9 protein-coding genes are annotated in these 11871 nt (G+C 62.2%); 2 read left to right on the top strand and 7 right to left on the bottom strand.

Annotated elements, in window-relative coordinates:
• Positions 1–95: 95 nt before the first annotated feature.
• The gene (locus tag HT585_RS22185) at positions 96–1553 is read left to right on the top strand and encodes a glutamate synthase subunit beta (RefSeq protein ID WP_176354971.1); all 1458 of its coding nucleotides are present in this window, start codon (positions 96–98) and stop codon (positions 1551–1553) included.
• 195 nt (positions 1554–1748) lie between these two features.
• On the opposite strand, the gene HT585_RS22180 is transcribed toward HT585_RS22185, so the two are convergent.
• Positions 1749–2975, bottom strand: coding sequence for an SGNH/GDSL hydrolase family protein (locus HT585_RS22180; protein ID WP_425513776.1), 1227 nt, complete (start codon positions 2973–2975; stop codon positions 1749–1751).
• A gap of 101 nt (positions 2976–3076) precedes the next feature.
• Positions 3077–4297, bottom strand: coding sequence for a lytic murein transglycosylase (locus HT585_RS22175; protein ID WP_176354970.1), 1221 nt, complete (start codon positions 4295–4297; stop codon positions 3077–3079).
• Between the two features lie 393 nt (positions 4298–4690).
• On the opposite strand from HT585_RS22175, the gene galU reads away from it, so the two are divergent.
• Positions 4691–5578 carry a UTP--glucose-1-phosphate uridylyltransferase GalU gene (gene galU / locus HT585_RS22170; protein ID WP_176354969.1) on the top strand — a complete coding sequence of 296 codons (888 nt, stop codon included), beginning with the start codon at positions 4691–4693 and terminating at the stop codon, positions 5576–5578.
• Positions 5579–5669: 91 nt separating this feature from the next.
• On the opposite strand, the gene HT585_RS22165 is transcribed toward galU, so the two are convergent.
• The 5 genes from HT585_RS22165 to HT585_RS22145 all read right to left on the bottom strand — a co-directional run bounded on the left by HT585_RS22165 (position 5670) and on the right by HT585_RS22145 (position 11841).
• Positions 5670–7103: an outer membrane beta-barrel protein gene (locus HT585_RS22165; protein WP_176354968.1), complete on the bottom strand. Its 1434-nt coding sequence runs from the start codon at positions 7101–7103 to the stop codon at positions 5670–5672.
• A 150-nt stretch (positions 7104–7253) separates the two neighbouring features.
• Positions 7254–7712 carry an NfeD family protein gene (locus tag HT585_RS22160; RefSeq protein ID WP_173423643.1) on the bottom strand — a complete coding sequence of 153 codons (459 nt, stop codon included), beginning with the start codon at positions 7710–7712 and terminating at the stop codon, positions 7254–7256.
• Positions 7713–7715: 3 nt separating this feature from the next.
• On the bottom strand, positions 7716–8714 hold the full coding sequence (locus HT585_RS22155; RefSeq protein ID WP_176355127.1) for an SPFH domain-containing protein: 999 nt from the start codon (positions 8712–8714) through the stop codon (positions 7716–7718).
• Positions 8715–8816: 102 nt separating this feature from the next.
• Positions 8817–9848 (bottom strand): ferrochelatase, encoded by a 1032-nt coding sequence (hemH, locus tag HT585_RS22150; RefSeq protein ID WP_176355126.1) that lies wholly within the window; start codon positions 9846–9848, stop codon positions 8817–8819.
• Positions 9849–9969: 121 nt separating this feature from the next.
• Positions 9970–11841 (bottom strand): bifunctional metallophosphatase/5'-nucleotidase, encoded by a 1872-nt coding sequence (locus HT585_RS22145; protein WP_176354967.1) that lies wholly within the window; start codon positions 11839–11841, stop codon positions 9970–9972.
• Positions 11842–11871 lie beyond the last annotated feature (30 nt).

Below are 11871 nucleotides of genomic sequence, written 5' to 3'. Positions count from 1 at the left end.
TGAAAAGGGCTCCCGGTTCCGAAAAGGGTTCGGGGGTTCATCACGCGCGCTTTTCAAAAGCGCCTGTTCAGACGCATAGCTATCAGGATGATACGATGGGTAAGGTAACTGGTTTTCTCGAGATCGACCGGCAAGTGGCAAAGTACCAGCCGGCGTCCGACCGCATCCGCCACTTCCGTGAATTCACCATTCCGATGTCGGAGCCGGAAGTGCAGAAGCAGGCTGCACGCTGCATGGACTGCGGCATTCCCTACTGCCATGGGCCGACCGGGTGTCCGGTGCACAACCAGATCCCCGACTGGAACGATCTGGTCTACAACGGCAACTGGGACGAGGCGATCCGCAACCTGCACTCGACCAACAACTTCCCGGAGTTTACCGGCCGCGTCTGCCCGGCACCCTGTGAGGAAGCCTGCACGCTCAACCTCGAAGATGCGCCGGTCGCCATCAAGACCGTCGAGCAGGCGATCGCCGACAAGGCCTATGAGATGGGCTATATCGTGCCGCAGCCGGCCGTGACCAAGACCGGCAAGAAGGTCGCGGTCATCGGTTCGGGCCCGGCCGGCATGGCAGCTGCCCAGCAGATGGCGCGCGCCGGTCACGAGGTTCACGTCTACGAGCGCGAGAGCAAGCCGGGCGGGCTGCTGCGCTACGGCATCCCCGACTTCAAGATGGAGAAGAACTTCATCGATCGCCGCGTCGAGCAGATGAAGGGCGAGGGCGTCACCTTCCATTGCGGCGTCAACATCGGCGTCGATCTTCCAGTCGAGCAGCTGATCGACGGGCATGATGCGGTGCTCTATTGTGGCGGCTCCGAGACGCCCCGCAATGCCGGCATTCCCGGTGTCGAGTTTGTCGGCGTGCATGACGCCATGCCCTATCTGGTGCAGCAGAACCGCCGCGTCGGCCGCGAGAACATCGACAGCACCGGCTGGCCGTCCGCACCTATCCTCGCCGGCGGCAAGCACATCGTCGTCGTCGGCGGTGGCGATACCGCATCGGACTGCGTCGGCACGGCCTTCCGCCAGGGTGCCGTCAAGGTAACCCAGCTCGACATCCGCCCGCAGCCGCCTGAGAAGGAAGACAAGCTTGCCGTCTGGCCGTTCTGGGCGACCAAGATGCGCACCTCGTCCAGCCAGGCCGAAGGCGCCATCCGCGAATTCCAGGTCGCGACACTGGAGTTCGTCGGCGACGAAGACGGCAACCTCATTGGCGTCAAGTGCTGCCAGGTCGATGACCGCCGCAAGCCGATTGCCGGCACGGAGTTCATCATCAAGGCCGATCTCGCCTTCATCGCCATCGGCTTCAGCGGTCCGTTTACCGACAGCGTGCTGAAGGATCTCGGCAACAAGCTGACGCTCAATACCGATCGCCGCGGCTCGACCAACGTCGTTGCCAACGACCGCGACTACAAGACCTCGGTCGACAAGTTCTGGACGGCCGGTGACGTCCGCCGCGGCCAGTCGCTCGTTGTCTGGGCGATCCGCGAGGGCCGTCAGGCCGCCCGGGCGATCGATGAGGCGTTGATGGGATCGACGATCCTGCCGCGCTGAAGACAGGACTCCCAAGCAAAAAAAGGGCTCCGCCTGATCATGGCGGAGCCCTTTTGCTTTCAAGACGATGCCCTGCGATGCGAGGATCACCGGGAAGATGCGATCCCTGCCTTCATTTGATGTGCGGTGCTAAGGCATATCGCGCAAAAGTGCAGGATCGCGACGTGCTTTAGAACTCCCCCGCGCGAACGAGAGCTAATTGCGGATTACCGGATTGCTGATGACTGTTCCCGGCTTGGCAAGGCGGAAATCATCGACGCGGCCGGCGGGCGCTGCAGCCACATCGCCCTTGTCGACGAGGCGGTCGCGCGGGCTCCGGCCGGTGCCCTTGTTGGGGGCGGCGTCGCCGAGCAGGCTTGCTGCGCCATCGAGATCTGGATCGGTCAGGCCGATTGGCTGCGTCTTGACGATGTCCTCGTTGGCAAGCGGTGCGGTAACGACAAGATCCTTCAGTCCGTCGGCGCCCGGTACGTCCTTGTCGGTCGCGGCGGCATCTCCGAGCAGACGGCGAATGTCCTTTTCCAGGTAGAACGCGAGCTTGCGTTTGCCTGCTTTCGTCAGGTTGATGCCGTCCGCGCCACGCAGGCGAACCTGCTGGCCATTGATGTCGGAGCCGGTCAACACGAACTTGCCGGCCTCATCGACGAAACCGTCCCAGATATCGACGAACTGGCCGCCGACCTTTTCGACTTCCTCGCGGTAGATGCCGTTGAACGTTACCATGTCGGCCGTCATTGCGGCCGACTGGAACGGCGGCATGCCGACCCACAGGACCGGCAGCTTTTCCTTGCGCGCAAGCTCGGCGAGCGCGTGGACGCGCTTGCGGTATTCCTCCGTCCAGAGATCGGTGCGGTATTTTTCCTTGGTGCTGCCGATCTGCATCTGCTGGCGATCGTTGGCGCCGAGGCTGACGATGATGACGGCGGGCTTGATCTCGCTCACATAAGTCGGCAGCGTCGCCGGCCAGTTGAAATAGTCCTCGCGCACCAGGCCGGACGAACCGTTCGCGCGCGTCTCGATGGCGATGCCGGGCGTCATCTCGAATGCGGTTTTCAGGCCGTCGCCGAGGCTGCCGGCCATGAAATCGCCGACAACTAGAACCTTCTTGGCGTCCGGCGCCTTTTCAACCGGCTGCGGCACGGGAGCCGCATCGGCAATGACGGGCTTTGCCTTCTGCTGCCCCGGGACCTTCTGCCGTGGTTGGCCTTGGCTCTGGTTCTGGCGCGCGCGCCTGGGTCGCGGCTGCTGCGGAAACTCGTAGCGCTCGTCGATGACACGCCGTTCGCGCGTGAAGCCGCCAAACAGCATCTGGAAGAGGTTGCGCCGCTGTACCCGTTCCTGGGCTTCGGCAAAGCTTGCGGCAAAGCCGACAAACAGCATCGCGGCCGCGGCGATGAACATCGTCGCGACCTTCAAGGGCATTCCGCTGCCTGCCGTCCGGGCCTTGGTTTTCGCTTGCATGTCTGATCATCCATCGGACGGACGGCAGCATCAAGGCCACCGTCGCGTTTCGGGCACGCGGGTCAGTTGCGCAGGGCGCGCAGCAGATGCTGCGTCGGCTGGCCATCCGGTGCCAAGCCGTTCTTCGACTGGAATTCCTGGATTGCGGCCTTGGAGCCGGATCCGAAATTCCCATCGACCTCGCCGCTGTAATAGCCGAGTTCTTTCAAGCGGTTCTGCAACTCGAACTTTTCACTGATGTCGAGCGAACCGTCCGGGCGCGGCCAACGCTGCTGCATGCCGGCGTAACCGGCGATCTGGTCGGCGAGTAGACCGACGCCGAGCGCATAGCTGTCCGACGCGTTGTAGCGCTTGATGACGAAGAAGTTCTTGGTCATCAGGAAGCCCGGACCATCACCGCCGCTCGGCAGCTTCAGTTCGGCGCGCGAATTGCCATTGCGGAAACCCTTGCCGTTCGGGCGCAAGAAACCGAGCGCTGCCCATTGGGCAAGCGTCTTCGTCTGCCCTGAGTATTTCGCCGCATTGGCCGGCGGTGCGACTTCGTAGCCCCAGGTTTCGCCCGGCTGCCAGCCGTTCTTCTTCAGGAGGTTTGCAGCCGTCGCCAGCGCGTCGGGCACCGAGTTCCAGATATCACGGTGGCCGTTGCCATCAGCGTCGATCGCGTAGAGCAGATAGCTTGTCGGGATGAACTGCGTGTGCCCCATGGCACCGGCCCAGGAGCCGGTCAGTTCACGCGGGGTGATGTCGCCGCTCTGCAGGATCTTGAGCGCGGCAATCAGCTGTGTCTTGGCGAACTTTGCGCGCTTGGGATCGGCATAGGCAAGGGTCGCCAGCGCACGGGGCACGTAGTGCAGACGGTCGTCCTTTTCGAGCACGGCGCCGTAGTTCGATTCCATCGACCAGATCGCCAGCAGGATGTTCTTGTCGACGCCGAAATGCTTTTCGATTGAATTCAGCGTACGAGCATGCTTGGCGGCCATCTCCTGGCCGATGCGCTTGGTGTAGGGGTTGACGCGGGAATCGATGTATTCCCAGATCTTGTGCTTGAACTCAGGCTGGAAATTGGCCTTTTCAATCACGGCCGCATCCGGCGTTTTCACGCCGGCAAAAGCCTTGCGATAGGTTGCCTGGGTGATGCCGCTCTTTGCAGCCGTGGCATAGAAGTTGTTGATCCAGTTCTGGAATCCGGCATCGGCGCGCGCAGGGGAGGTGCCAAGCGCGACGGCGGATAGGACGAAGGCGGCTGCGATGTGACGGAAAAACGTCCTGCGGTTTCTGATCATCAGCTGTCGGTTCCGTTTCTCTGCGGAGCCTCAGCCGTCATAGCCGGGACATCTCCGCATGGTGGCAGTCTGGAGCCAGCCTCAGCGGTTCGTCGACCGCCGGCGGTTCCTGTTTTCGGATCCGGCCGCAGTCGATGCAGCGCCGGATCAGGACGAATCTACAGAAACGTGGTCAACAAACCCTTTACCATGAAAAGGCCATTGCGTCTTGCGCCGAAGAAAATGCGGATAGAGTGCATATGAGCATTTTTTTCGTCCCGGTTCAGCGTGCGTTCACATCGTTACGTAGAGATTGCCGCCGCACTGCAAAGCGCTGACGATTCCTTAAATTGATTTGCTTTAAGGGTTTCTACAGCAACACTCAGGATTGAAATCCGATTGAAGGAGGTACCGATGACCGACAAGCGTAAAGTCCGCAAAGCCGTGTTCCCGGTCGCTGGTCTGGGCACGCGTTTCCTGCCGGCCACCAAGGCTGTGCCGAAGGAAATGCTGACGGTGGTGGACAAGCCGGTCATTCAATATGTGGTCGACGAAGCGATGGAAGCCGGCATCGAGCACCTGATCTTCGTCACCGGCCGCAGCAAGGCCGTCATCGAGGACTATTTCGACATCCAGGTCGAACTCGACCAGACGTTGCGCGAGCGCAACAAGAAGATCGAGATCGAGCTTCTCGACAACATCCTGCCGAAGGCCGGCACGACAAGCTTCACCCGCCAGCAGGCGCCGCTCGGCCTGGGCCATGCGGTCTGGTGCGCCCGCGAGTTGGTCGGCAACGAACCGTTCGCACTGTTGCTGCCCGACATGATCATGAAGGGTGAGAAGGGCTGCCTGAAGGGCATGGTCGAACTCTACGAACAGAGCGGCGGCAATGTCATCGCCGTTGAGGAATGCGCGCCGGACCAGGCCCACAAGTATGGGATCGTCGGTGTCGGCGAGAGGGTCGGCGACGGCTTCAAGATCACCAAGATGGTCGAAAAGCCCGCGCCGGGAACGGCGCCGTCGAACTTCTTCATCAATGGCCGCTACATCCTGCAGCCGGAAATCTTCCCGATCCTGGAAAAGCAGGAACGCGGCGCCGGCAACGAGATCCAGTTGACCGACGGCATGTTGAAGCTGTCCGAGAGCCAGCAGTTCGCCGCCTATCACTTCCGCGGCGAGACCTACGATTGCGGCGCAAAGGATGGCTTCATCCTCGCCAACGTCGCCTTCGCGCTGGAACGCGCTGACATCCGCCCGACCGTCGAAGGTCCGTTGAAGGCGCTTTTGAGCAGCTTGAAGTAATTTCGGTTCCGCCGAAACACGAAGGCCGCATCCCCCGGGGTGCGGCCTTTTTCTTTGCCTGCAGCGGCGGATGTCGAGGCGACCTTCAGGCTCAGCGCCTGAGGACGAGGCCGACGCCGACGCGGGTGATGTCGGTGGCATCGCCGACGTCGGGCGTGGTGCGCTCGTAGCTGACGTCGCCGGTCAATGCGAGATAGCGGTTCATATCCCAGGTGAGACCCGCCCCGGTGCGCCAGGTCGTCTCGTCGGAAGAGCGGCTATCCGAGGGATACTTGCGGATGGTCAAGGTGTTGGACAGCCGCGCGACCAGATCCGAGCGCATTTCGTGGGTGATGATGTTGATCAGGGTGTAGTCGATCGATCCCGAAACGCCCGCCGTGGTCGATGGGTCGAGACCGGTCGACAGACCGAAGAGGACGTCCGTGCCGCGCTGCGGCGACCAGTTGAGGCGGCCGTCGACCGACAGGCCGCTGACATCGCTGAGCCGGTCGTCTTCGAAGCGATAGGTTTCGTAGCCGAGAGCGATCTCGCCGTTGAGCTTCTCGCCGAGGTCGACTTCCAGGCCTCCGCGCGTCGCGTAGCTCTGGTAGGATCGCTCGAAGCCGAGCGTGTCCTGACGAAGATCGTAGGTCGACCTGCCGACCGCGGCCTCGATGAACGGGATCAAGGCCGGCGACATTTCGTAACCGACCCGTGCCGTCAGGGTCCCGCTGTTGCGGTTTCGGTCTTCGACGGAAAGCGTCGTGCCGTTTTCCAGTTCCACGTTACCATAGGTCTGCCGTTCGAGATCGAGCCCGACAGAGCCGCGGATGAGGCCGAAATCGCGCTCGATCGCGGCGCCCAGCCGATAGGTGTTGACGCCTGATTGGGTCTTTGCATTGGAGATCGCATTCGGATCGTCCGCGTCTTCGCGGTAGAAGCTGTAGCCCGCCCGCAGGCGCGCAATGGTTTCATCCCAGAGATCCAGGCGCAGTTCCGCGTCGATATCGGCGCGGGGTTCTTCCTCGCCTTCGCCGGAGATGTTGTTCTGTATGACGCCGGCGCCGGTGACCGTCAGTGCGTGGCGGGACCAGTCAGACGTCAACGTGCCACGGATGCCGGTTTCCAGGTAGCCGCGGTTCTGCTTGGTGTCGCCGTCCTTGCGCCATTCATGGTTCAGCGTTTCGCCGATCTCCGGCCGAAGGGTGAAGGTGCCGATGCGAACGCCGACAGCGCGGTCGTCGTCGGGATCTATCCGGGTCCGCAACCCGTCGAGCGTCGGTTCGCGACGGTTGAGGCGGACGAGATCTTCGTCGGACGCCGGTGACAGGTCATCAGTGCTGACGGCACCCGTCGTCTGCGGATCCGATATCGCCGGCATCGTGGTCGCGGTGCCGGGTGCAACGACGCCAGGGGGCGTGGAATTGGCGACGGTCTGGGCGTGCGACGGCAGCGGAGCGGCAAGCGCGGTGCCGGCCAGCAACAACGCCATCAGCGTAAAACGCCGGGCGTCTCTTCCGGTCGAGCGTAAGTCGTCTGGCACCATCTGCCGTTTGTCCGCGAGCCTGATTGCAATCCTTTCGCAATCGTAAAGCCGCGTGGTTAACCAATCGTTTCCAAACGGGAAAAACCCTTTAGTGACGGGAAGATGGCAATGCTTCGGGATGAAGAACCGCTTCGAATGCGCCCACGGGCCTTAGGCGCTTTCGACCGTCAGGCTGCGTCCATGGCTGGCCACGATGCGCACGCGCGTGCCGGCGGGCAGATCCGGCCCTTCGACGATCCAGATCGTATCGTCCAGCCGCACGCGGCCGTGTCCTTCGGCGATCGGCTTTTCAAGCACGGCCGTTCGGCCGACGAGGCTCTGGGCCCGCTGATTGAGCAGGGGCTCGTCCGTCTCCCTAGCGGACGACGAGACGAAATGACGTCCGAGGAGGACGGAGATGATCGACAGCAGCGCAAAGACGACGAACTGGACCTGCCAGCCCCACACGATCGTGTCCCACAGCAACAGCGACAGCGCGCCGGTGATCAGCGCGGCAATCGCGATCCAGATGAGGAAGACACCGGGTGCAACGACTTCGGCGGCCAGCAGGACAAGTCCGAGAACCCACCAGCTCCAGGGGCCGAGTTCAAGGATGATGCGCTGGACCATCGCTTATTTCCCCTGGGGTTCGAACGGACCAGGCGCCGGGCCGGTGCGCGGGGTCGTCGTTGGGCGCTGACGGGCGGCGGGCGCTTGATTGTCGCCGAACACTTCCTTGGCAATCGCGCCGATGCCGCCGAGCGACCCGATCAGGGCTGACGCTTCCATCGGCATCAGGACGATCTTCTGATTGTTGGCAGTGCCGATCGCGGCGAGCGCTTCGGTGTATTTCTGGGCGACGAAGTAGTTGATCGCCTGGACATCGCCGGCAGCAATCGCGGCCGACACCATCTGCGTTGCCTTGGCCTCGGCTTCCGCCAGACGTTCGCGCGCCTCAGCGTCGCGGAAGGCGGCCTCGCGCTGGCCTTCGGCCTGCAGGATCGCCGACTGCTTGGCGCCTTCGGCACGCAGAATCTGGGCGTTTCTCGAACCTTCGGCTTCCAGCACCTGGGCGCGCTTCTCGCGCTCGGCCTTCATCTGTCGCGCCATGGCATCGACGAGGTCCTTCGGCGGCGCGATGTCCTTAATTTCGACGCGGGTGATCTTGATGCCCCACGGGTTGGCGGCGTCATCGACGACGCGCAGCAGCTTCTCGTTGATGGTGTCACGGTTCGACAGCAGCTCGTCTAGGTCCATGGAGCCCATGACCGAGCGGATGTTGGTCATCGTCAGGTTAAGAATGGCGTTCTGGAGATCCGACACCTGGTAGGCAGCCTGGGCTGCGTTCAGCACCTGATAGAAGGCGACCGCATCGGCCGACACGCTGGCATTGTCCTTGGTGATGACTTCTTGAGTCGGAACATCGAGGACCTGCTCCATCACGTTCATCTTGGCGCCGATGCGGTCGATGAACGGGACGATGATGTTGAGGCCCGGTTCCATCGTCTTGGTATAACGGCCGAAGCGCTCAACCGTGTAGCGATAGCCCTGCGGCACCGTCTTGATTCCGGCAAAGAGAACCAGAACGACGAGGACCACAAATGCGATGACCGCAATATCCATACCGCCCAACGACAAGTCCGCCATGATCACAACCCCAGTTTGAGAGTGGCACTCTAACCCAGACCTGGGGATCGGTCAGTCGAATTCAACCGGCGGCCACAGATTTCGGCTTCAAAGCCAGCCGCTTAGCTCGCGGCGCACGACGTGTTCGAGAACCGTCATGCCCTCTTCGCTATCGTTGAGGCAGGGGATGTGCGCGAATTTCTCGCCGCCATTGTGATGGAAGCTTTCGGCCGCCTGCTCGGCGATCTCCTCGAGCGTTTCCAGACAGTCGGACACGAAGCCGGGGTTGATCACGGCGATGCGCTTGATGCCGTCCTGAGCCAGCTTCTCGACCGTCTTGTCGGTGTAGGGCTGCAGCCACTCTTCGGGACCGAAGCGGGACTGGAAAGTGACTTGCAGCTTGTCCTTCGACCAGCCGAGCTTTTCGCGCAGCAGGCGCGCGGTCTTCTGGCACTGGCAATAATAGGGATCGCCCTTGTCGAAGTAACTCTTCGGGATGCCGTGGAAGGAGGTGAGAACCACTTCCGGCTCCCAGTCGAGCGTCGCCAGGTGCCGCGTGATCGAGGTCGCCAGAGCGTCGATATAGACAGGATCGTCATGATAGGGCGGCACGGTGCGCAAGGCCGGCTGCCAGCGCATCTTGAGCAGCGCTTCGAACGCCTTGTCGTTGACGGTGGCTGTGGTTGCCGCGGCGTATTGCGGGTAGAGCGGGAACACCAGGATGCGCTCGCATCCGGCCTTCTGTAGCGCTTCCATCCGCGAGGCAATCGAAGGCTGGCCGTAGCGCATGCCCCAATCCACCACGATCATTGGCTGATCGGCGAAGGCTGCCGCCATCAAGGTCGCCTGGTTGCGGGTGTAGGTGCGCAGATAGCTCTCGTTCAGATCCTTGTTCCAGATCATCTCATAGGCTTTGCCGACCTTGCCGGGCCGGGTGTTGAGGACGATGCCGTAGAGGATCGGATACCAGAACAGACGCGACCATTCGATCACGCGGCGGTCGCTCAGGAATTCCCTGAGATAGCGGCGCATCGACGTGTAGTCGGTTCCATCGGGCGTGCCGAGATTAACGAGCAGTACGCCGACCTTTCCGGACTTGACGGGCGGGTGGTTGGCTGGTGCGGTCTCGGCGAGTGGCATCATCATATCGGTCCTCATGGGCCCTTATACGTCGGGACATGGTCTTCGGTTCACGTCCTTCTAAAAAGAAATGCCGGCGCGGGGAAGCCCGCGCCGGCATTCGAGGGGGAGGCAAATTGTCTTACTTTGCCGGAATCTCCAGTTCGGTGCCGACATGCAGGTGGCGCGGGGCCGGCTTGCCATTGGCGGCCGAGATCTTCGCCCAGAGTGCGCCGTCGCCGTAGAACGCCTTGGCGAGATCCCAAAGCGTGTCGCCCTTGGCGATGACGTGCTTCTGAGGACCGGTGGCCGGCGTTGTCGCGGCGGCATCGGATGCAGGCTGCGTTGCCGTTGTATCGGCAGGCGCTGTTTCCGCTGCCGGTTCGGCTGCGGTCGCGCCGGCGGCTGCAGCGACTTCGGTGATGCGGCCATCCGTGTAGGGCTTGAACGGCTGGTGTGCGGCCAGATAGTCGGCCAATACGGTTTCGAGGCCCGGACCGTAGTCATAGGCATTCTCGCCCTTGGTCTTGAACACGTCGTAGCCGTCGCCGCCATTGCGCATGTAGTTGTTGGTGACCAGCGAATAGGTCTTGGCCGGATCGAGCGGGCCGTAGGCCTCGCCGTCCTTGACTTCGACCGATACGACACGGCTGCCGACCGGTTCCGAGCGGTCGAAGGAATATTTGAGACCGGCCACCTGCGGGAAGCGGCCGCCTGCCTCTTCGAGCTTGCTGAGGCCGTTCTCAAGTGCCGCCTTGATGTCGGCACCCTTCAGCTGGAACGTCGCGACGGTGTTCTGGAACGGCAGGACGGTGATCGCTTCGCCCATCGAAACGTCGCCGGCGTCGATCGACGCACGCAGACCGCCGCCATTGGTGATCGCGATGGTCACGCCCTGGCCCTTGACGCGGTCGAGCATGGCGTCGGCGACGAGGCTGCCCATTTCGCATTCCTTGGCGCGGCACGTCTCACGCGAACCGTCGATCGGCGCTTCGTTCTTGCCGATGATCTTGGAGCGCAGCTCCTCGATCGGCTTGGCGAGTTCGGCCACGCGGGTCAGAACCGACTGGTCGGGCTTGACGGAGCTGTCGACCAGGATCGGATCGCCCTTGGCAGCCTTGACCACGCCCTTGTCGTCGAAGGTGACGACGAGATCGCCGAGATACTTCGAATAGGAACCGGCCTGGACAACGGGGACCTTGTAGCCGCCGGGGTTGTCGACCATCGTGGGGTAGGGGCCTTCGGCCTTTTCGTCGGTGTTCGACAACAGGCTGTGCGAATGGCCGCCGACGACGATGTCGACATCGGGGATCTTGGCGATCGCCGCCAGGTCACGCGGGTAGCCGACGTGGGTGAGGGCGATGATCTTGTCGACGCCCTGCTTCTTCAGCTCTTCGACCGCAGCGGTCGTGGTGGCGACATCGTCGCCGATCAGGATGTCCGGGCCGGGTGAGGAAAGCTCGGGCGTGTCGTTGGCGACGGCACCGACGATGCCGACCTTCTGACCACCCACTTCAAGAACGATCGACGGCTTGATCCGGTCACCGATCTTCGACTTGTAGCTCGGCAGCACGTTGGCGGTGACGACGGGGAATTCGACCTTTTCGAGGAAGCCGACAAGGCCATCCTCACTCTCGTCGAATTCATGGTTGCCGACGGTCATCGCATCGAACTTCATTAGGTTGAGGAATTCGGCTTCTGCCAGACCCTTGTAGGTGGTGAAGAACAGCGAACCCTGGAAGTTGTCGCCGGCGTTCAAAAGCAGCACGTTCTTGCCCGACATGTCCTGGCGCTTCTGGTCGATCAGGGTCTTCAGGCGCGCAACCCCGCCGAAGCACTCGTTCTTGCCTTCCTCCTCAGTCGAGCAGGTCGAATCGAACTTGTTGATCGATTCGACGCGGGAGTGGAGATCGTTGATATGCAGGATGTTCAGTTCATAATCGGCGAAGGCTGCGCCCGAGGAGAGGGCGAAAATGGACGCGGTCATCAGGCCGGTCCGCATGTGTCTGATCATGATGTTCTCCTGTTTTGCCTGTTGTCTGCC

The sequence above is a fragment of the Ensifer oleiphilus genome, from assembly GCF_013371465.1.
Classification (GTDB): Bacteria; Pseudomonadota; Alphaproteobacteria; order Rhizobiales; family Rhizobiaceae; genus Ensifer; species Ensifer oleiphilus.
This window is presented reverse-complemented; position numbering and strand designations above follow the sequence as displayed.

What these genes read in the sequence shown, in the direction of transcription:
- HT585_RS22185 (WP_176354971.1), top strand. Translation starts at nt 96, where the DNA reads ATGGGTAAGGTAACTGGTTTTCTCGAGATCGACCGGCAAGTGGCAAAG.
- HT585_RS22180 (WP_425513776.1), bottom strand. Translation starts at nt 2,975, where the DNA reads ATGCCCTTGAAGGTCGCGACGATGTTCATCGCCGCGGCCGCGATGCTG.
- HT585_RS22175 (WP_176354970.1), bottom strand. Translation starts at nt 4,297, where the DNA reads ATGATCAGAAACCGCAGGACGTTTTTCCGTCACATCGCAGCCGCCTTC.
- galU (WP_176354969.1), top strand. Translation starts at nt 4,691, where the DNA reads ATGACCGACAAGCGTAAAGTCCGCAAAGCCGTGTTCCCGGTCGCTGGT.
- HT585_RS22165 (WP_176354968.1), bottom strand. Translation starts at nt 7,103, where the DNA reads ATGGTGCCAGACGACTTACGCTCGACCGGAAGAGACGCCCGGCGTTTT.
- HT585_RS22160 (WP_173423643.1), bottom strand. Translation starts at nt 7,712, where the DNA reads ATGGTCCAGCGCATCATCCTTGAACTCGGCCCCTGGAGCTGGTGGGTT.
- hemH (WP_176355126.1), bottom strand. Translation starts at nt 9,848, where the DNA reads ATGCCACTCGCCGAGACCGCACCAGCCAACCACCCGCCCGTCAAGTCC.
- HT585_RS22145 (WP_176354967.1), bottom strand. Translation starts at nt 11,841, where the DNA reads ATGATCAGACACATGCGGACCGGCCTGATGACCGCGTCCATTTTCGCC.